Here is a 19575-nt window from a genome sequence, read left to right as displayed (position 1 = left end):
GTCAGTCAGTCCCAAACTCCATGGCGGTGTGGTCGAGCAGCTCGGCCCCCGCCTTCCGGCAGAACCGCGATCAGGGTAGTCGTCCTGGCGGTACCGATCAAGGCCGGATGCGGAGTGCCGACCGGGTGTGACGCGGAGGAACGCCGAGGAACGCGGAGGAACGCGATGGAACGCCGGACCTGTAGGGAGTCAGGTCGGTGGACCGGGGGTGGCTCCCGGCGATCCCCGGTGTGACCGCTGTCCGCGGTGTTCGCCGCCGCCTGACGCGCTCATCGGAACCAGTCATCGGAGGGTGTCCATGGTGTTGTACCGTCCGTTCGACCAGCCTGGTGGTCACCAGGCCGGCCCTTCGACGATCAAGATGCTCGGCCCGCTCGACGTCCGGCGTGGGGGTTGCCCCCTCGTGCTGCCCCCGCGGCGCAGGAGCCTGCTGGCGCTGCTGGCGTTCAGCCCGGGCAGGGTCGTGACCGCCGAACAGCTGGTGGACGGTTTATGGGGCGAGAATGCTCCGCCCACGGCCTTACGCACGCTGCACGCTCACATCGCCAAGCTGGGCGCGGACCTGTCCCGGCACCGCGGCGAGCGGCCCATCCGGCGGCAGGCCCCCGGCTACCTGCTGCGCGCGGACGCGGTGGACGTCGATGGGGAGCGGTTCGAGGAGTCGGTGACGACGGGGTTGCGGTTCTCGGCGCAGGGGCGGTTCGCCGAAGCGTCGCGGAGTCTGCGCGCGGGGCTGGCGCTGTGGCGCGGGAACGTCGTGTCGGACTGCCAGGTGCACGGTTGGGCCCTGGCCGAGATCGGCTATCTGGAGGGGCTTCGGCTCCAGGCGTACGAGGGGGAGTTCGCCGCGAGCCTGGCGGCGGGCGTCACGGACACGGCGGTCGGCCGTCTGGAGCGGCTGGTGGGCGAGCATCCGCTGCGTGAGCGGCTGTGGGAGCTGCTCATCGTGGCCTTGCGCACGGCCGGCCGCCCCGGGGACGCGCTCGGCGCCTATCACCGGGCTCGCCGCACCCTGATCGACGAGCTCGGCATCGAGCCAGGGGAAGGGCTGCGACACGTCGAGGCGGGCGTGCTGCGAGGCGTCACCGACCCCCGGATGCTGCTCCGCCTGTCGTCAGGCCCGCCGGTGGCGATCACCGACTGCGCATGAGGCCGGTCTCCACGGCGAGGAAGGCGAGCGCGTCGGCGCCCACGGCCACCCCCTTGCCGCGGGACCGGGGTTGGTGGCCGAGGCCGCCGGCGACGTGGAAGAGGACCGTGCCCGGTCCGGTGGCGGCGTGCTGCAGGGCGGCGGCCATCTTGCGCGCGTGCATGTGATCGACCCGCGTGTCGTGCTCGAACACCACGAACATGCACGACGGGTACGTCTCGCCCGGGACGACGTGATGGTAGGGCGAGTACGCCATCAGCCAGTCGAGCTCGGCGGGCACGTCCACGCTGCCGTACTCGAAGCGCCAGGCCGGTCCCATCCCGAAGCGCTCGTAACGCGCCATGTCGGCCAGCGGCGCGATGCAGACGGCGGCGCGGTACAGCTCACGGCGCTGGGTCACGGCGACCGCCGCCAGCAGGCCGGCGTTGCTGGCCCCGATCACGCCGAGCCGGTCACCGCTCGTCCAGCCCTCGCCGATCAGCCACTCGGCTGCCGCGTGGAAGTCGTCGAAGGCGTTCTGCCTGTGCCCCCGCATGCCGGCACGGTGCCAGGCCGCTCCCTGCTCGCCCCCGCCCCGCACGCACGCGACGGCGAACACACCGCCTGCCTCCACCCAGGCCAGGGCGCTCGGCTCGAAGGACGGCGTCACGGCCGCGCCGAAGCCGCCGTAGGCGGTGAGCAGCGCCGGCCGGACACGATCCGGCCCGGACGCGCAGCTCGCCGGCGCCATCACGAAGATCCGGACCTCGGTGCCGTCCGCCGAGACATAGCTTTCCCGCCGCGTGGTGATCGTCGCCTGGGACGTCGTACGCCGGTCGGCGCCGGTTCGCGCCGCCGGTCCGGCGTACCGCAGGACGGTGGGCGCCGTCGTGTGGTCGGTGTAGGTGAACCAGGCGGTGGCGGGTGCGCCGGGCCGTACGGAGACCTCGCGCACCGTCCCGGCTCCCGGCAGCGCGACGCGGTCCAGGCACCGGCCGGACCGGCCGTCCCAGACCGTGACCTCCGACGCCGCGTCGCGCGTGCGCACCACGAACAGCCGGGGCGCGTCCGTCCCGTCGTCCTCCAGCAGGGAGAATCCGGAGATCGCCGCGGCAGGGTCCTCCGGCACCACGTCCCTCCATGACCGGCCGTCCCACTTCGTGGCCGTCGTTCCCAGGTTGCGGGCGGCCATGGCGCGGACGCGGCCCCGCGGTGCCGCGCCGGTGGTGTGCAGGTAGATCTCGCCGGATCGGCTCACCCGCGCGAAGCCGAGCGCCCCCGGGGCGAGCGGGATCGGCAGGAACCGCGGTTCGTCGGGCGGTGAGACGGTCAGGTCCGCGAGGTGCAGCGTGTTCCACGGGGCCGTGCCGACCCTGGCGGACACCACGAGCCAGCGCCCGTGGTACAGCGCGACCCGATGGCTCGTCCTGGCGTCGCCTTCCAGGCCGAAGACCGGCGTGTCCTTCCGGGCGTCGCGGCCCACCCGATGCAGCCACACGCTCCGTACGGCCCCCGGAGACTCGTCGAGACCGCGCCTGACGTAGAAGAACGCGGACTCGTCGGGCAGCCACGCGACGGTCGGGTACCGGACGCCGCCGATCGGCCCGTCGACGATCTCGCCCGAGACGAGGTCGGCGACGAGCAGCACGCCCTGCTCGGTGCCGTCCCGCGACACCTGGCAGGCCAGCAGGCGGCCGGTCGGGGAGAGAGACCAGGAATCGAGCGTGGCGCCGGCGCTTCCCGGCCCGCCGAGGCGTGCCGGATCGAACACGACGCGCTCGCCGCCGTCGTCCCTGCAGTACAGCGCGGCGTGTTCCTGTCCGGGGCGGCGGCTGAGGAAGTACGCCCGAGCTCCGCGCCAGACCGGTGCGGAGTCCGTCCCGGGTGTCATCAGCCGGTCGAGCCGGTCGGCGAAGAACGGCCGGGGCCTGCACGACCTGAGATAATCCTCGGTCAGGTCGTGCTGTGCCCGCAGCCAGCGCCGGCTCTCCGCGCCGTCACCCTCCAGCCAGCGGTACGGGTCCGGGATCACCCGTCCGTGCACGACGTCGGAGTCCTCGCCCCGGCGGGCCGGCGGGTAGGCCCGCGCGCTCATGCGGGCCTTTCGGCGTCGCCGCCCTCGGCGACCGGCACGCCGGCCGGCGCCGCCGCGTGAGCGTGGTCCGGCGTGCGCTCGTCGCCCGCCCGCATGACCCGCAACACCGGAAGCAGGAGCAGCATGCTGACGGCCGACACCCCGCAGGCGACCCACAAGGTGGGGACGATCCCCGCCTGCTGCCCCAGAGCCCCGCCGACGAGCGCCCCCGCGAAGGCGCCGGCCGCGGTGAGCAGTTGCACGCTGACCGACAGCCGCCCCAGGACCTCTTCGGGAATCCGGATCGTGACGAAGCCGAGCAGCCCGACGTTCGCGATCGCGCCGAACAGGTACGGGAGCCCGATGCCCAGGCCCGCCGTGATGGCGGCCACGAGCACGGGCCCGCCCGCCAGCGGAAGCGCCACGGTGCCGATCGCGCCGCCGATCAGGCCCACCATCGTGAGCCGTTCGGTGTTCAGCCGCCGCGAGAGCAGCTCGCTGAGGAACGTCCCCGTCACCCCGGCGACGCCGAGGAGCACGAACAGCAGGCCGTACCACTGCGCCGGGACGTGCAGGACCTTCAACACGTACGGCGCGATCAGCGCGAGGGTCATCCCCATGACGAGCTGCTGGCCCACGAGGAAGGGGACGAGCGCGCGCAGGAAGGGCTGCCCCCACAGTGCACTGAACCCGGCGCCGAGCTCGTGGGCGAAGGAGCGTTCCTGCCGCGCCTGCTGGGCCGGCCGCTCCGGTGTCCTGATCAGAGCGGTGGTGCCCGCGCTGATCAGGCGGGAGACCGTGTCCACCAGGAAGGGGACGACGGGGCCGAGCGCCGCCGCCGGGCCGGCCAGCGCCCTGCCGAGCGTGCCGCCGACGTACTCGCCGCGATTGAGCCGGGCCCTGGCCTTGACGATGTCGCCGGTGCCCACGATGGTCTTGAGGTAGACCAGGTACAGGGTCTCCACCATCACGCCGACCGTGCCGATCACGAACACCAGCGCGCCCAGCGCCCAGATGCTGAGCCTGCCGGTGAGCATCGACACGATGGTCAGGCCGAGGGCCACGGCGACCGTGAGGTCGCACGCGATGAGCACCCGCCGCCGGGAGCGCAGCCGGTCGACCAGGCTGCTGATGAACAACCCGAGGAGCGGTAGGGGAAGGCTGCCCGCAGCGACCAGGAAACCCGTCTCCGCGGGTGAGGCGCCAAGATATTGCACCGCCACCAGGGGGACCGCGATCACCGTGAACACCGAGCCGAAAGCCGAGGCGACCTGGCCGCCCTGGAAGAGCCGGAAATCTCGTGTCATGCCATTCTCCGAAGTTTCAGGCCGGCCGGCGAGTGTGGGCGGCAGACCGGTGCGAACGCTGGGAACGCGGGACCGGGAAGCAAGACGGCCGGCATCCGCTGGTCTCGGTGCCGGCCGCTCGCGTTCGGCGCGGGCGTCAGATCGGACGCCCCGCGTTCATCCGCCTCGATGGCGGCATCAGTTGGTGTTGTTGCAGTTGAACAGGCTCAGCGTGCTCCAGGGAGCATCCTCCGCAAGCTCGACGTCAAGCTCCTGAAGGGCCAGAACTTCCGACATGGGTCACACACCTCCTTCCTTCTCTCGACACCTTCTCCGGCCGGCGGTCGCCGGCCGGAAGCTCAGAGTGGGGCAGGTCAGTCCAGCAGCAGGAAATGGCCGGCCGGGCGGTTCAGCACCCGGTGCAGGGCCAGCAGGACGCCCGCCCCGCCGCTCCAGAGCTCCCCGCTGAACCGCAGCGAGCCCTCGCCGAGGAAACGCACGCCCCGTCGGCCGCCGACGGCGTACTTGACGAGGCCGGTGGCGACGTCGAGCGCGGCGTCCGCCGAGCGCGGATCGTCCATGAGCTCCGCGTGGTCCGCCAGCGCGAACGCCAGGCCCGCCAGGCCGCAGTACAGCCCGGGGAAGGCGCAGCAGTTCTTGCGGACGTCGCTGAGGACGCGTGGCAGCGCCGTCGTGATCCGGGCGTCGCCGACGTCGTCCGGGCCCGCCGCGTACCGGCTCAACGCGAGCGCGACCCCCGCCGAGCCGCTGAACAGGTAGGGCAGGCCGCGATGGGTCTGGTCGCTGTCGCTGAAGGAGAGCGCGCCGTCCGGTAGTTCGATCGCCAGGTCGAGCTCCTCGTGCAGCAGGCGTCTGCCGGCGTGCGCGTAACGGTCGTTCCCGGTCGCCGCGCTCAGCCGGTGCAGGAAGAGGGCGATGCCCGCGCGGCCGTGCAGCAGCCCGCGAGCGTTGCCCGGCCCCAGAGTGGGACGCAGGTCGCCGGCGCGCACGATGGCCTCGCCCGCCGTCGCCGCCAGGTCCAGGAAGCGCGCCTGATCGGTGCCGCGGTGCAGGCGCAGGGCGGCCATGCCGACGCCGGCCCGCCCCTCGCCGAGGGTCGTAGCCGTCTCCAGGATCGGGTGGCGGGCAGCGTGCGCGAGCACGTCACCGGCCTCGTCGAGCAGGCCGAGGTCGGCGAGGACCCAGGCGACGCCGGCCGTCCCGGTGTGCAGGCCCGGCGGGAGGTCGCCCGCGTGGGCCGCCGCCCGGGTGCGAAGGCGCTCGGGCAGCCCGGCAGGGATCGCGGAGCCCGTGACGTGCAGGGCGTGCAGGATGCCGGCCAGGCCGTAGGCGACGCAGAGCAGATTCGTCTCGAATCCCCGTGGCACGGTGGGGAAGTTCCGGTCGAGCTGTTCGGCGTCGATCATGTCCATGAGCCCCAGCCGGACCTCGTCGGCGAACCGGGCGAGACTCTCCCGTGGCCGTTCGTCGAGCTCTCCGGGAGCGGGCAGCGAGCCGGTCCGCGCCGTGTCCCGCTCGTCGTGGAAGCGGGTCGCACGTTGCCACAACGCGGCGGGGACGGGGGCGTGCTTGCCGACGTCCCGGCGCAGCCAGCGCAGGTTGCCGGGGCTGCGCTGGACCACCGCGTGCATCGGCATGACCAGCAGCAGCGCGATGGCGGAGAGCCCGTACTCGTCCCAGGCGAACGGGCCGGACAGGGGGAAGCCGGCCGGTGGCGCGTAGCCGTCCGCTCCCATGGGGATGAGGGGGGCGTCGCGGTGGGTGCACGACTCGAAGTCGACCAGCCTGACGCCGTCGGGGGTCACCATCACGTTGCGCGGGTTGAGGTCGCCGAAGCGGAACCCGGCTCCGTGGAGCCGGGCGAGCGCCTGGTCCAGCTCGGCGAGCACCCTCTCGCATTCGCCGTAGTAGGCGTCGAAGTCGGCCGATGTCCTGCCGGCCTGGATCAGCGGCGAGTGCAGCGCCGCCCACGTGTGCAGCGGTGTTCCGGCGACGAACTCCGTCACCAGGAACTCGTGCTCCCACTCCTGGAAGTAGTCGAGCGGCTGCGGGCAGGCGTCCGGCGCGGCCTGGTACAACTCGGTGAGCACGCGGTGCTCCCGGCGCAGCCGTTCGACGGCCGTGCTGCGATCCCAGTACAGGCCGTTGTGCGCGCGTGCCTCCTTGATGAACACGGTGCGGCCCGTCCGGGTGTCCTTGGCCTCGTAGGCGCCACCGGCGTTGCTGGGCTGGAGGACCTGCACGATCTCGTAGCCGTGGATCACCGGCGGGCCGTTGCGCGGCCGCCCGGCCGGCTTCGCGAAGGGGTCGCCGATGCCTGGGGGCAGCGTGAAGGAGACGCCTCTGGAATCGGTCACGTCGCGGCCGTAGCCGTCACGTACCAGGCTCTCCCTGCCGCCGTCCGCCCGCAGGCCGCCGCGCGCCTCGAACGCGCCGTAGCGGTAGTACACCGTGCGCGAGTCGCGGAAACGGCGGTCGGACAGGACGTAGGGCCCCTCCTCCCCGGCGAGTTCGCCGGCCAGCCGTTCCATCAGGCGCAGGGCGCTCCGCTCGTCGGGGTACAGGGCGCAGAACTTGCCGGCCTGCGGCCTCGGTCCGTGCTTGTGGTGCATGAACAGGAAGAACACCTCGGCCGACAGGTGCTTGAAGGCCACCCGCTCCGCGTGGCAGGCGCGGGCGACCGCGTCCAGTACGAGGTCGGCGCGTTCGAGGCGGGCGGAGACGTGCACCTTCCACCCCTGGTCCGGCGTGACCACGTCGGGATGGGTCCACCTGGTCCACACGTCATGCGTGGCGGAGGTCCAGCCGTCGGAGACGGACCTGGGGGCGAAACGCCTCCCTGGGTCCGGCAGCCAGGACAGCGGCGCGTAGAACTCAGGATCCGCCTGCGCGTAACTGTAGAAGCCGAGCATTGGTATGTCCCCGTTTCACTGACCCGACCGGTACGTCGCTGGTTCTTTGGTATCCGGGGGGTGTTGCCGGGCCGTTGCCACGCAGGTGGAGGCGGTCGGGGACACGGGCAGGGGCACAAGGGCCGCTGCGGGCCGTTGCCTGCCGCGCGGGAAACCGCCGTGAGCCGCAGGGGCCGGAGAGGCCTCAGCCGTGATGCTCGACGAGGCGGGTGAGCAGGTCGATCAGGCTCTGCCGGTCGGCCGGGGGGAGCGGGGAGAGGAACTCGTCCTGGGCGGCGGCGAGCAGCCGGTCGAGGTGGGTGAGTTGGCTCCGGCCTGCCGCGGTGATGGTGATGATGTTGCGACGGCGGTCGTCCGGGTCGGGTGCGCGCTCGAGGAGTTGCCGTTCGGCGAGGTCGTTGACGGTCGCCACCATGTCGCTGCGGTCGATGCCGGTACGGCGGCCGAGGGCGGCCTGGCTGGCCGGGCCGTACTCCTCCAGCGCGGCGAGCAGGGCGTAGTGGTAGCGCCGAAGGCCGGCTTGGCCGAGCGCCTGGTCCACGATCCGGTTGGCGATCTGCGCCGCATGGTTGGTCAGCCTGCTCGGCAGCGTACGCAGCCGCTGTGGCGGCGGCCCCTCTGGCGTGTCCACGGGGACAATCTAGCAAATTGTTGGCCCTACCCACGATTAAGTGTACTGTTGGCCGCACCAACGTTGGTCTAACCAACATTCTCGTGGAAGGTGGATAACTGACATGCCGACGACGAATTTCGCAATGGTGAGCCTGGACGCGTCGATCCGGGGGCGCACGCTCTACCCCGGTGACGAGGGCTTTGAGGAGGCCTGCTCCGGCTGGTTGCTGACGGTCGAGCACCGGCCCGCGGTGGTCGTGATCGCCGCCGACGCCGATGACGTGGCCGCCGCCGTCCGGTTCGCGGCGGAGGCGGGACGCCCGGTCGCGGTGCAGTCGACGGGGCACGGTAAGTCGGTGCCCGCGGATGGGGCCGTGTTCATCGCCACCGGGGAGCTGCGCGAGCTGTCGGTGGACCCGCGTGCCGGCACCGCGAGGATCGGAGCCGGGCTGCGGTGGGGTGAGGTGCTCACCGCGGCGGCCGAGCACGGCCTCGCACCGCTGTGCGGCTCCTCCGGCCAGGTCGGGGTGATGGGCTATCTGACCGGCGGCGGGCTCCCGCTGGCCGGCCGTACGTACGGCTTCGCCGCCGACTACGTCCGCTCGCTCGACATCGTCACCGCCGACGGCCTGCTCCGCACCGTCTCGCCGGCCCAGGAGCCCGACCTGTTCTGGGCGGTACGGGGTGGCAAGAGCAACTTCGGCGTCGTGGTCGCGGCCGAGATCGAGCTGCTGCCGCTGCGTACCGTCTACGGTGGCGAGCTCTACTACCCGGTCGAGGACCGCAGGCGCGCCGCCCACGTGCTCGGCTCCTACCTGGCCTGGGCCAAGGAGCAGCCGGAGGAGATGTCGTCCTCTGTGACGTTGCTGCGCTTCCCTGACGTGCCGCAGTTGCCCGAGGAGTTCCGTGGCCGTTCGTTCGTGCAGGTCCGGGTGGTCTACATGGGGGACGAGGAGCAGGGTGCGCGGCTGGTGGAGCCGTTGCGCGCGCTCGGCCCGGAGAAGGACACCTGCGACGCCAGGCCGTACACGCAGATCACCGAGATCTACCAGGACCCCAAGAACCCGGTCATGGCGCACCTGCGCAGCGCGTTGTTGCACGAACTGGACGACGAGGCCGTGGAGGAGCTGGTCTCGTTCATCGATCCGTCGAAGCCCGGGGGCCCGTTCCCCGGCATCGAGCTACGTCACCTGGGCGGGGCGCTGAACCGGCCGCCCGGCCGCCCGCACGCGGTCAGCACCCAGGGCGCGGCCTTCCACCTGTGGATGCGGATGCCGGCTCCGGCCGAGCAGGCCGACGCGGTGCGCAAAGCCGCCGACGAGGCGCTGGAGCGGCTGCGGCGGTGGGACACCGGCGCCGCGCTTCCGGGATTCCTGTTCGACCACGACTCGGCTCCCGAGCGGGTCAGGCGGGCCTACACCGAGGCGGACTACCGGCGGCTGGCCGCGCTGAAGGCGACGTACGACCCGGACCAGCTTTTCCGGATCAACCACAACATCCCGTCGTCGAGCGCCTCGACGGACTGATCGGCCGTACATCGATCACGAGGTCGGCGCTGCGCTGAGCGGCGTCGCGATGGCCTCCAGGCCCTTGCGCTCGGCCTTGACCCCGAACAGCAGCTCGACCAGCCCCGCCACGATCATCACGATGCCGCCGATGGAGAACGCGAGCGCCGTGTCCCCGGGCACCCCGGTCTCGACAAGGGAGGCGAAGACCAGCGGGCCGGCGATGCCACCGGCGGCGGTGCCGATCGCGAAGAAGAACGCGATGGCCAGGGCCCTGGTCTCCATGGGGAAGATCTCGCTGACGGTCAGGTACGCCGAACTGGCCCCGGCCGAGGCCACGAAGAGCACCACGGACCAGCACGCGGTCAGCGTCACGGCGTTCAGCAGGCCCTGGTCGAACAGCCAGGCCGTGCCCAGCAGGAGCAGCCCGGACCCGATGTACGTGGCCGAGATCATCGGGATCCGGCCCACGGTGTCGAAGAGGCGGCCGAGCAGGAGCGGGCCGAGGAAGTTCCCGACCGCGATGACGGCGAAGTAGTAGCCGGCATTCGTGTCGATCTTGAAGAAGGTGGCCAGGATCTGCGCGTACCCGAAGGTGATCGCGTTGTAGAGGAACGCCTGGCCGATGAAGAGCGACAGGCCGAGGATCGTACGTTGGGGATAGAGCGCCACCATCGTGTGGGCGATCCGGACGAAACCGATGGACTTGCGCTGGTGCACGGTCACCGACTCCTTCGGCTCCGGCAGGTCGGCGCCGATCTGCCGCTCGATGCCGCCGACGATCTCCTCGGCCTCCTTCTCCTTGCCGTGGATGAACAGCCAGCGCGGGCTCTCCGGTACGTGCCGCCGTACCAGCAGGATCGCCAGGCCCAGCACCACGCCCAGGCCGAACGCGACGCGCCAGCCGATGTTCACCGGCAGGCCGCTCAGCAGCGGCACGGTCAGCAACGCGCCACCGGCGGCGCCGAGCCAGTAGCTGCCGTTGATGATGATGTCGATGCGCCCCCGGTGGTGGCTGGGGATGAGCTCGTCGATGGCGGAGTTGATGGCCGCGTACTCGCCGCCGATCCCGAACCCCGTCATGAACCTGAACAGGAAGAACCACCACGCGTGGAAGGAGAACGCGGTCATCAGGGTCGCCGCCAGATAGACGACCAGCGTGATGAGGAAGAGCTTCTTCCTGCCGAACCTGTCGGTCAGCCAGCCGAAGAACAGCGCACCCGAGCAGGCGCCCGCGACGTAAAGCGCCGCGGCCAGGCCCGCGACCTGCGCCTGAGTGATCTCCAGGCCGCTGCCCGGCTTGGCGAGCTGCCCTGAGAGGTTGCCCACGATGGTGACCTCGAGCCCGTCGAGTATCCAGACGGTGCCGAGCCCTATGACGATCATCCAGTGCCAGCGGGACCAGGGGAGCCGATCAAGGCGCGCGGGCACTTTGGTGGTTATGGTGCCGGTCTCCACGTCGCTCATAAGCTTTTGTGGCTACCCGCGTTCTTGCCAGGTAGGCTTCCTGGCCGATCATGTGGCTGGGCGTCCCGGTATTTGTCCCGGATCTCGGGGAGTTGCCGGAATCCGGCTGACCGGTAGGTGGCGACGGCGCCGACATTGGAGCTCGGGGTGCAGACGATCGCGCTCGACGAGCCCAGCTCCTGGAGCGCGGCCGCCGCGGCGACGGTGACCGCCTTGCCGTAGCCGTGACCGCGATGCTCCCGGTGCACGCCCATCGGCTCGAGTAACCCGGGCTTGCCCGGACCGGCCGACCACACCGTCACCGCCGCCACCGCGTTGCCCCGGTCGTCGTACGCGACCAGGCACCGGGCGTCGGCGTACGGAGATCCGGCCGCCATCGCGTGCCAGCGCTCGTCCGTGAACGTCGACCCGTCGAAGGATGCCCGCTGTACGGCGGACCGCACGTGCGCCTGCTCCGGCCCGATCACCTCGATCCGCACCCCTGGATCCTTCACCGGCTCCGTGAGGTCGCGGCGCAGCGGTGTCCACGGCTCGTCGGCCTTCCAGCCGTTCTCGGACAGCAGATCCTGGACCAGCGCGGACATGGGCGCTTCGACGTTCACCTTCCCCTCGATCAGCACGCCGCGCTCCGGCTCGGTCATGTCCTCGACCAGCCGCTGCGCCAGTTCCTCGTCCCGCTGGGCGTCCGGCGCGATCGTCAGCCGCAACAGGTCGGGCTGGTCCAGCAGCCCGATGGCGAGAATCCGGCCGTCCCGGCTCCACGTACGGACCGCCGCGGCCGTCGCCTCCGCGCCGAACCGCCAGAACCAGCCCAGGTCCCCCGGATGCAGTTGCGTCGGCGCCCCTTCGAGCTGCCACTCCCGCAGCACGCCCACAACCTCGCTCAGCCCGCCGACTCCCGGCTCACCCGACACCATCGCCATGACCCCGATCACACTCCATCGCACCGGCACTCCGCACCCGGTTTTCGGCCGGCCGGCGTGAGGCCTCAGCTTCGTGGTCGCGGGTCAGATGGCGGTGGAAACTGCTGGGAAAATTGTCGTGTCCCAGGGCGACGGGCCGTGTGCCGGAGAGCGAGATCTACCATGAAGTACCTGCTGCTGAAGCACTACCGAGGTGGCCCGGCCCCCGCTGTCGACCACGCGCCGATGGACCGGTGGACGCCGGAGGAGGTCGACGCGCACGTGCAGTACATGCGCGACTTCGCCGCCCGCTTGGAGGAGACGGGGGAGTACGTCTCCAGCCAGGCACTGGCGCCCGGGGGCGCGTTCGTGCGGTACGACGGCGAGGGGCGCCCGCCGGTGACCGATGGGCCGTTCGCCGAGACCAAGGACCTCATCGCCGGCTGGATGATCATCGACGTGGAGTCTTGGGACCGCGCGGTCCAGCTGGCCGGGGAGCTGTCCGCCGCTCCCGGGGCCGACGGCGAGCCGATCCACGAGTGGCTCGAGGTTCGACCGTTCCTCACCGAGTCGCCCACGGTGGCCGAGTGAACGAGTCGCTGCTGCGGGAGCTCGTGCCCGCGGTGATCGGTGTCCTCGTCCGACGCGGAGCCGACTTCGCCTCGGCCGAGGATGCCGTGCAGGAGGCCCTGATCCGGGCGCTGGAAACCTGGCCCGACGATCCGCCCCGCGAGCCCAAGGCATGGCTCGTCGCGGTCGCGTGGCGCAAGTTCCTCGACGCCGCCCGGGCCGAGGCGTCGAGGCGGGGACGAGAGCTCACCGTGGAGGTCGAGCCGCCCGCCGGTCCGGCGCCCGCCACGGACGACACGCTGCGGCTCTACTTCCTGTGCGCGCACCCCACCCTGCCGCCGAGCTCGGCCGTGGCCTTGACGCTGCGCGCGGTAGGTGGCCTGACCACGCGGCAGATCGCGACGGCGTACCTCGTCCCCGAGGCGACCATGGCGCAGCGGATCAGCCGGGCCAAGCGGCGGATCGCGGGGCTGCCGCTCGACCAGCCCGGTGATCTCGGGACGCTGCTGCGCGTTCTCTACCTCGTCTTCAACGAGGGCTACGGCGGAGACGTCGACCTGGCGGCCGAGGCGATCCGCCTCACCCGCCAGCTCGTCGCCCTGACCGACGAGCCCGAGGTCGCGGGGCTGCTCGCGCTCATGCTGCTGCACCATGCGCGCCGCGTGTCCCGTACCGGACCGGGAGGCCGCCTGGTGCCGCTCGGCGAGCAGGACCGATCGCGCTGGGACACCGGCCTGATCGCCGAGGGGGTGACGATCCTGCAGACCGCGCTGGCCCGCGACCGGCTGGGCGAATACCAGGCACAGGCCGCGATCGCCGCCCTGCACGCGGACGCTCGGAGCGCCGCCGAGACGGACTGGGTGCAGATCGTGGAGTGGTACGACGAACTGCTGCTCCTCACCGGCAGCCCGGTGGTGCGGCTCAACCGCGCAGTGGCGGTCGGGGAGGCCGACGGGCCGCAGGCCGGCCTGGCGGCGCTGGCTGACGTGCAGCCCGACCTGCCCCGTTACGCCGCGGTGACGGCATACCTGCACGAGCGCGCCGGCGACCTCGAGCACGCCGCCGACCTGTATGCCGAGGCCTCCCGCGCCGCCACCAGCGTGCCGGAGCGCGACCACCTCACGCGCGAGGCCGCCCGGGTGCGGCAACTGCTGCGTTCGTGAGTACGCCATCACGTTGGAGCTCGCCCTTGCTCGCGGAGGGCAGGGCCGAGGCCGAGCATGGCACCAGTCAGTGGCGGCTGTGCTATCCGTGGCCGGCCACGGCGACCGGTGAGAGGGATTCGAGGCCCTCGTGCCGTTCTACGCGGCGGCGGCGCGCGGGGGGAAGGCGGTCGTGGGCGGGGTGAGCTGACTCGCGCCTGCGCGGTTCGCGGGCCCGAGCCTGGTGGGCCAGGATGGCTCGCATGCCTACCGTGCCCGAAGATCACGTTGAGCCCGCGCATCCGTCCCGAGTCAACGACTATGACGGTTTCGCCGAGGCGTACACGGCCGAAAACGAGGCCGGCATCATGAACGCCTATTACGAGCGGCCCGCCATCCTGGCCCTTGCCGGGGAGGTGTCCGGCCGGCGGATCCTCGACGCCGGCTGCGGCTCGGGCCCGCTGTTCGAGGCGCTGCGTGACCGGGGTGCCGTCGTGTCCGGCATCGACAGCAGCACCGGGATGCTGGAGCTGGCCCGGCGGCGGCTCGGTGACGGTGCTGACCTGCGGGTGGCCGACCTGCGTGACCCGCTGCCGTTCCCCGACGACGCGTTCGACGACGTGATGGCGTCCCTGGTGCTGCACTACCTGGAAGACTGGGGGCCGACGCTCACCGAACTGCGGCGCGTGCTGAGGACCGGCGGCCGGCTGATCGTGTCCGTCGACCATCCCTTGATAATCCACGCCATGCACCGCCTGGCCGGGCGCGAGGTCAGCTATTTCGCGACCCGCAACTGGAGCGAAGAGTGGACCATGGGCGGAGAGACCGTCCCGATGAGTTTCTGGCACCGGCCGCTGCACGCGATGACCGACGCCTTCACCGCGGCCGGTTTCCGGCTGGCCGTCATCAGCGAGCCACAGCCTGTGCCGGCCGCCCGCGAGCTGTTCCCCGACGACTACCGCCTCCTCGCCCGTACCCCGAGCTTCCTGTTCTTCGTCCTGAATGCCGACTGAGGACCTGCTCTTAACCGATCACGGGAGGTGTTGCGCGGGCCGCTGTCGGCTGCGGGCGGCCCAGAACGTACAGGCCCTGCGGGCCGGCAGCGCACAGCGTGCTCGCGTCCGCGAGCCAGGCGCAGGGCCGCGATGATCGCCAGCCTCCTGACCTGCACGCCACACCTGCCGACCGGGACTGACTCCCTGGCGTGTGCCCCCGCAACCTTGGCATCGGCACCGTGCCGGTGGGTTCCACCGCCGCACGGGTCGCTCTAGCTGGAGGGGAGCTGGTAGTGCGACACCACGACCTGGCCGTCGAGGACGTGCGAGTCGACGAGCCGCAGCTTGTGGCGCTGCTCCGGCGCGGCGAACAGCTTCCGGCCGCCGCCGAGCACCACCGGGTGTACGGCGACGTGGTACTCGTCGATGAGCCCCAGCTCGGTCAGCGCCGCCGCCAGCGCGGAGCCGCCGGTGAGGAGCAGGTCCCCGCCGCCCGGCCTGGCCTTGAGGGCGGCGACCTCCTCGGCCAGGTTGCCGCTGATGACGCGACTGGTCCACTCGTCACCCGGGTACGTACGCGAGAAGACGATCTTCGGCGTGGCGCGCCAGAACGGCGCGAAAGCGGCGACATGCGGATCGTCCAACAGTGACTCGGCGTTCGGCCAGAACCCCACCATCATCTCCCACACCGGACGTCCGAACAGCAGAGTGTCGACCCTCTTGTCCAGACCTTCGGAGTACGCCGACAGCTCTGGCCCCATCATCGGCCAGTCGAACTCCCCGTCGGGTCCGTCGATGAACCCGTCCACCGACGCGTGCACCCAGTAGATGATCTTGCCCATGAGTTGCCTCCTCTTGTCTGTGCGGTCATAGGTAGGTCGGAGCCGGTCGCTGTTTGTTGACATGCGATGGCGAGCAGGCTCGGCATGCCAAGGCGACCCTTCTGCGTCGCTGTCGCTGCCTGCGACTCTGGCCTGCCGCGACAGGCCGGGACATCCGTGCAGACCCCCTGACCGCCACGGAAGGGGCACGGATTCGCCACGGAGCCCGTCCGTACACTCTTGACGTCGGCGTCCACCGCCGACCACCACTCCGCTCTGGTGAACGCCGCGGCATTGACCTGGGCATTCAGCCTGATCGCTCGGTGTTCCGGTGGGGGTCCCCTAACGGAACACCGCCACGATCACGCGGCCGTCAGCCTGTGGCCCCTCGTCCTTGCCACCGTCTTGAACCGGACCGCCGTGGCCGGCACCGCCAGGACGCGGATGCCCTCGTGCAGATGCCCGACTGGCTAGCCACCGCGGATGGCCCGGCTTGCGCTCGACCGGGCTGCGCGACAGGTACGGCTGGCGCGGCGTGATCCGCTCGACCGGGAACAGCAGGAGCACGGCGAGCACCAGCGTGACCCCGCCGTGCAGCCGCTCTCGGGGACGAGGGGGATGGCGCGTGGCTCGTTCATGACGAAGCACGATTGGCGCCGAATGTGCGCATTGTCCGCCGAATGTCGGCGTTTCTCGACGGCGGCCACCGTCGGCGCGACCGTGACACAACCATGACGCGGCGCGTACGAGGCGGGGACACGGGCGGTCGACAGTGGATCCGGTTGACCGGCGGGCGAGTTGCGGAGCGTGCGGTGAAACCCGGGGCGTGTCGCGAGTGTTGTTGATCGAGGATGACCCGGTCGTGCGGGAGGGCCTTGAGCTGGCCCTGATCCGAACCGTCCACCGTGGGACTGGAATCCGTGTCCGGACAAGCCGGAGATGGACTGCAGCACGGTGACCGTACCGACCGACTGGTCGAAGCCGAAGGGACCGACCATCCAGGTGGCCCTGGCCCTGGCCCTGGCCCTGGCCCTGGCCCTGGCCCTGGCCCTGGCCCTGGCCCTGGCCCTGGCCCTGGCCCTGGCCCTGGCCCGGCGCAAGGCCACCGATCCGACCGCTCGCGTCGGGTCGATGCTGTTCGGCCGGGGTGACCCTGGCGACTCCGGCGTCTCCTCATCAAGCAGGGCGAGATGAACCGGCCGGAGATGCTGTGACCGTCCGCTGGGACAGAACGTTGCGACAAAGGCGATCACGAGAAGGAGAAGGCGTGGCTGATGACGGAGAATGGGACCGGCGTTCGCTGTTCCGGGGCGCCGCCGTGCTGGCCGGTGCCGCCGCGACCGCGCCGCTGCTGGGCAAGGCAGCCACGGCGGCCACGGCGTCAGCCGGCAGCGGTGACGCGGACGCGCTGTTCAAGGCCGGGGAGTTCGAGCAGGCCGGCCGCGCGTACGAGGAGATCCTGAAGACAGACCCCACGAACGTGCATGCGGCCCGCCAGCGCGGCTATGTAGGGCTGCTGTCCAACCAGTTCCCCGACGCCGAGAAATACCTCAAGATGGCCATCGACCTGGCGCCCGACGACAAGGAAGCCAACAAGCTTCTGGGTGACTGCTACATCCGGCAGGACAAACTCGCCCTCTCCGCACCACACTGGCAAGCGGCCGGCGTGGACGCCTACGCCAAGTGGTTCGCGGCGGTCAGCGGCGAGTCGTATCAGATCCACGGCGACATCGCGCGGCTGCCATTCCAGCAGATGGACCCGTTCCCGCTGGTAGAGGCCTCGGTCAACGGCGGACCGCCGAAACGCTTCCTGCCCTACACCGGCGCCGGGTGGCTGGGCATGTCCGCGAAGGTAGCCGACGAGGCCGGGCTGAGCCCCGTCGCCAGTCAGAAGATCGATTACTTGGGCGGCACCGCATGGCAGTACTTCGGGGTGCTGGACTCCTTCAAGTTGGGCGACATCGAACTGCGCAACATCCCCGTGGAGTGGTCGGAAACAGATACGCCCGAGGAGTCCAACGACGGCATCATCGGCACGTGGGTCTTCTACCACTTGCTGACCACCTTCGACTATGCGGGCCGGTCGCTGATTCTGCGCCGCCGGACCCCCGAAACGGCGAGGCAGGCACGCGCCGCCGCCAAACGGGCGGGCGCAGAGCCCTTGCCGCTGTGGCTGGCCCGTGAGCACATGCTGCACAGCAGGGGCAGCATCGCCGGCTCCGGGACACGGGTGGTGGCCACGCCCATCGGCGGAACCGGCGAGATCGCCGCGGGCATGTCCGAGGAATCGGCCAAGCAGTTGGGGATCCGCACCGACTACGACCGCCCGGTCGAGACTTTCGCCCACAGCCACCCGGTGGTCGCGTACCCCTGCTACCCGAAGGAGATCCGCCTCGGCAACGCCTCCGCCAAGGAGGTCTACTGCATGGTGAACCCAAGCCAGCGGCTCGCCCCATACGGGTTCGACGTGCTGGCCCACTTCTCCCACAGCTTCTACAAGCCCTACAACGTCACCCTCGATTTCACCGACATGAACCTCTACATAGCCCGCGGCAAGGCCACCTGATCACCGCGACTGCACGGGCGTAATTGGAGCTACCTGGAGCTGCCGGCTCATACGAGCGACGGGGTAAGGGCAAACGAGACACCCTTCCCCCGTCGCCCGATGCCGCACATGGTGGTGTCCCGGACACCGCAGCAGCCATGCGCGGCCGGAACCCACCGAGCCGCTGAGCAAGCAGGGCAGCAACCCCGGCGAATCGCTGAGCAAGCAGAGCAGAGCAGCAATCCCGGTGAATGGCTGAGCAAGCAGAGCAGAGCAGCGAGCCCGGCGAGTCGCTGAGCGAGCGGGGCAGTGAGCCCGGCGTCCAGCGCTCTCCGGCTGGCAGACCAGACCGCCTCGGGGCAGGCGGCGATGAAGCCGCACCTGCGGTCCAGGACGGATGAACGCGGCCTTGTAGATGACGACGCGGGCGGCATGTACGTGCTCGCGCGGGTCGCCATCGAGGATCTCCTCCAGCGACTTGAGCGTATGGCCCAGGGCGAAGACGCGGTCCACCCACAGCGGGGCAAAGTGGGAGCAGGCGCCAATGCGCCAGTCGAGGAATCCGGCGTCGAAACGTCCCATCGCGGGGCGTGCCTGGCCAGCGAGCCCGACGGCCTGGACCATGCGGGTGCCGACAGCGCCGGTCAGGCATTGACCAGCCCCTACCTGCCGGCCAGGGGACGGCGACGTCACCGACCGCGAACACGAGGTCCTCACTCGCGTCGGCCGCGGCATCTCCAACACCGAGACAGCCGAAGAACTCTCCATCACCGTGGCCACCGCGAAACCACCGTCGCCATGCAGTCCACCAAGTGTCGCGAAACCAGCAGCACCACGCTGCCCGGCAAGCACCTCGAAACCCCAGCACCATGCTGCCCGGCAAGCACCCCGAAACCACCGGCGCCATGCAGTCCACCAAGCATCGCGAAACCAGCAGCACCACGCTGCCCGGCAAGCACCGCGAAACCCCAGCACCATGCTGCCCGGCAAGCACCCCGAAACCACCGGCGCCATGCAGTCCACCAAGCGTCGCGAAACCAGCAGCGCCACGCTGCCCGGCAAGCACCTCGAAACCCCAGCACCACATTGCCCACCAAGCAGCCCGAAACCCCAGCACCACATTGCCCGGCAAGCACCGCGAAACCATCGGCGCCATGCAGTCCACCAAGTGTCGCGAAGCCAACAGCGCCACGCTGCCCGGCAAGAAGACCGGCCGGCCACGCGCCATCGGCCCCGCCGGACTGGCCGCACCGCGCCGCCTGGTCGACGTCGGCATCTCGGTCACCGAAGCCGCCCGCACCCTCAGAGGCGACCGATCCACCGGCTATGCAGTACTTGCGCGACCCTGACCAGCAGCTGTCCCACCCACATCCCAGCTCTGCTCGTTGGCGCCCCCAGCAAGATCGCTCTTATCGACAACGGCTGTCCGGCGGTTCCTCAACCCCCGCAACTGCAGGTCCTGGGCATCACTTCGAGTCGGCACGCTCCCGTCGAAAGTCGTGTGGGCGCGGGCGCGGCACAACAGGTCATGTTTTCTGGATTTTATTTTCTAGAAAATCAAAAATGGTACGCTGCCGCCGTGACTGCGGATGCC

The 19575-nt window shown here is 70.7% G+C and carries 16 protein-coding genes; 8 read left to right on the top strand and 8 right to left on the bottom strand.

The window, feature by feature from the left end:
* The first annotated feature begins 298 nt into the window (after positions 1-298).
* Positions 299-1150 (top strand): AfsR/SARP family transcriptional regulator, encoded by an 852-nt coding sequence (locus ACWEPL_RS10535; protein ID WP_452435877.1) that lies wholly within the window; start codon positions 299-301, stop codon positions 1148-1150.
* Here ACWEPL_RS10535 and ACWEPL_RS10530 read toward each other — a convergent pair.
* The 5 genes from ACWEPL_RS10530 to ACWEPL_RS10510 form a co-directional block, all read right to left on the bottom strand.
* Positions 1134-3224, bottom strand: a complete 2091-nt coding sequence (locus tag ACWEPL_RS10530) for a prolyl oligopeptidase family serine peptidase (protein ID WP_452435876.1) — start codon at positions 3222-3224, stop codon at positions 1134-1136. The genes ACWEPL_RS10535 and ACWEPL_RS10530 overlap by 17 nt on opposite strands.
* On the bottom strand, positions 3221-4510 hold the full coding sequence (locus tag ACWEPL_RS10525; protein ID WP_452435875.1) for an MFS transporter: 1290 nt from the start codon (positions 4508-4510) through the stop codon (positions 3221-3223). Before ACWEPL_RS10525 ends, ACWEPL_RS10530 begins: the two co-directional genes overlap by 4 nt.
* Positions 4511-4687: 177 nt before the next feature.
* Positions 4688-4786 (bottom strand): class III lanthipeptide, encoded by a 99-nt coding sequence (locus ACWEPL_RS10520; RefSeq protein ID WP_350730711.1) that lies wholly within the window; start codon positions 4784-4786, stop codon positions 4688-4690.
* Positions 4787-4863: 77 nt separating this feature from the next.
* Positions 4864-7422, bottom strand: a complete 2559-nt coding sequence (gene lanKC, locus ACWEPL_RS10515; RefSeq protein ID WP_452435874.1) for a class III lanthionine synthetase LanKC — start codon at positions 7420-7422, stop codon at positions 4864-4866.
* A gap of 184 nt (positions 7423-7606) precedes the next feature.
* Positions 7607-8053 (bottom strand): MarR family winged helix-turn-helix transcriptional regulator, encoded by a 447-nt coding sequence (locus ACWEPL_RS10510; RefSeq protein WP_452435873.1) that lies wholly within the window; start codon positions 8051-8053, stop codon positions 7607-7609.
* Positions 8054-8156: 103 nt separating this feature from the next.
* Here ACWEPL_RS10510 and ACWEPL_RS10505 point away from each other — a divergent pair, with 103 nt between their 5' ends.
* Complete coding sequence (locus ACWEPL_RS10505) at positions 8157-9560, top strand: FAD-binding oxidoreductase (RefSeq protein WP_452435872.1); 1404 nt, start codon at positions 8157-8159, stop codon at positions 9558-9560.
* Positions 9561-9575: 15 nt separating this feature from the next.
* Here ACWEPL_RS10505 and ACWEPL_RS10500 read toward each other — a convergent pair whose 3' ends face one another.
* Together ACWEPL_RS10500 and ACWEPL_RS10495 are read right to left on the bottom strand one after the other, a co-directional pair.
* Positions 9576-11006, bottom strand: a complete 1431-nt coding sequence (locus ACWEPL_RS10500; protein ID WP_363973527.1) for an MFS transporter — start codon at positions 11004-11006, stop codon at positions 9576-9578.
* Positions 11003-11953, bottom strand: coding sequence for a GNAT family N-acetyltransferase (locus ACWEPL_RS10495; protein WP_452435871.1), 951 nt, complete (start codon positions 11951-11953; stop codon positions 11003-11005). The genes ACWEPL_RS10500 and ACWEPL_RS10495 overlap by 4 nt, the downstream gene beginning before the upstream one ends.
* Before the next feature lie 138 nt (positions 11954-12091).
* On the opposite strand from ACWEPL_RS10495, the gene ACWEPL_RS10490 reads away from it, so the two are divergent.
* The 3 genes from ACWEPL_RS10490 (at position 12092) to ACWEPL_RS10480 (ending at position 14633) form a co-directional block, all read left to right on the top strand.
* The gene (locus ACWEPL_RS10490) at positions 12092-12499 is read left to right on the top strand and encodes a YciI family protein (protein WP_452435870.1); all 408 of its coding nucleotides are present in this window, start codon (positions 12092-12094) and stop codon (positions 12497-12499) included.
* Positions 12496-13641, top strand: coding sequence for an RNA polymerase sigma factor (locus ACWEPL_RS10485; RefSeq protein WP_452435869.1), 1146 nt, complete (start codon positions 12496-12498; stop codon positions 13639-13641). The genes ACWEPL_RS10490 and ACWEPL_RS10485 overlap by 4 nt, the downstream gene beginning before the upstream one ends.
* 233 nt (positions 13642-13874) lie before the next feature.
* Entirely contained in the window at positions 13875-14633 is a 759-nt protein-coding gene (locus ACWEPL_RS10480) for a class I SAM-dependent methyltransferase (RefSeq protein WP_452435868.1), read from the top strand.
* A gap of 254 nt (positions 14634-14887) precedes the next feature.
* On the opposite strand, the gene ACWEPL_RS10475 is transcribed toward ACWEPL_RS10480, so the two are convergent.
* On the bottom strand, positions 14888-15457 hold the full coding sequence (locus ACWEPL_RS10475) for a dihydrofolate reductase family protein (RefSeq protein WP_452435867.1): 570 nt from the start codon (positions 15455-15457) through the stop codon (positions 14888-14890).
* Positions 15458-16390: 933 nt separating this feature from the next.
* On the opposite strand from ACWEPL_RS10475, the gene ACWEPL_RS10470 reads away from it, so the two are divergent.
* The 3 genes from ACWEPL_RS10470 to ACWEPL_RS10460 all read left to right on the top strand — a co-directional run bounded on the left by ACWEPL_RS10470 (position 16391) and on the right by ACWEPL_RS10460 (position 19330).
* The gene (locus ACWEPL_RS10470; RefSeq protein WP_452435866.1) at positions 16391-16630 is read left to right on the top strand and encodes a hypothetical protein; all 240 of its coding nucleotides are present in this window, start codon (positions 16391-16393) and stop codon (positions 16628-16630) included.
* A gap of 73 nt (positions 16631-16703) precedes the next feature.
* Positions 16704-18002, top strand: a complete 1299-nt coding sequence (locus ACWEPL_RS10465; protein WP_452435865.1) for an aspartyl protease family protein — start codon at positions 16704-16706, stop codon at positions 18000-18002.
* 848 nt (positions 18003-18850) lie between these two features.
* Positions 18851-19330 (top strand): hypothetical protein, encoded by a 480-nt coding sequence (locus ACWEPL_RS10460; RefSeq protein ID WP_452435864.1) that lies wholly within the window; start codon positions 18851-18853, stop codon positions 19328-19330.
* Positions 19331-19575: the final 245 nt, after the last annotated feature.

This window comes from Nonomuraea sp. NPDC004186 (assembly GCF_053603495.1).
This window is presented reverse-complemented; position numbering and strand designations above follow the sequence as displayed.

What these genes read in the sequence shown, in the direction of transcription:
- ACWEPL_RS10520 (WP_350730711.1), bottom strand. Translation starts at nt 4,786, where the DNA reads ATGTCGGAAGTTCTGGCCCTTCAGGAGCTTGACGTCGAGCTTGCGGAG.
- ACWEPL_RS10475 (WP_452435867.1), bottom strand. Translation starts at nt 15,457, where the DNA reads ATGGGCAAGATCATCTACTGGGTGCACGCGTCGGTGGACGGGTTCATC.
- ACWEPL_RS10460 (WP_452435864.1), top strand. Translation starts at nt 18,851, where the DNA reads ATGCTGCCCGGCAAGCACCCCGAAACCACCGGCGCCATGCAGTCCACC.
- ACWEPL_RS10530 (WP_452435876.1), bottom strand. Translation starts at nt 3,224, where the DNA reads ATGAGCGCGCGGGCCTACCCGCCGGCCCGCCGGGGCGAGGACTCCGAC.
- lanKC (WP_452435874.1), bottom strand. Translation starts at nt 7,422, where the DNA reads ATGCTCGGCTTCTACAGTTACGCGCAGGCGGATCCTGAGTTCTACGCG.
- ACWEPL_RS10490 (WP_452435870.1), top strand. Translation starts at nt 12,092, where the DNA reads ATGAAGTACCTGCTGCTGAAGCACTACCGAGGTGGCCCGGCCCCCGCT.
- ACWEPL_RS10535 (WP_452435877.1), top strand. Translation starts at nt 299, where the DNA reads ATGGTGTTGTACCGTCCGTTCGACCAGCCTGGTGGTCACCAGGCCGGC.
- ACWEPL_RS10500 (WP_363973527.1), bottom strand. Translation starts at nt 11,006, where the DNA reads ATGAGCGACGTGGAGACCGGCACCATAACCACCAAAGTGCCCGCGCGC.
- ACWEPL_RS10480 (WP_452435868.1), top strand. Translation starts at nt 13,875, where the DNA reads ATGGCTCGCATGCCTACCGTGCCCGAAGATCACGTTGAGCCCGCGCAT.
- ACWEPL_RS10525 (WP_452435875.1), bottom strand. Translation starts at nt 4,510, where the DNA reads ATGACACGAGATTTCCGGCTCTTCCAGGGCGGCCAGGTCGCCTCGGCT.
- ACWEPL_RS10505 (WP_452435872.1), top strand. Translation starts at nt 8,157, where the DNA reads ATGCCGACGACGAATTTCGCAATGGTGAGCCTGGACGCGTCGATCCGG.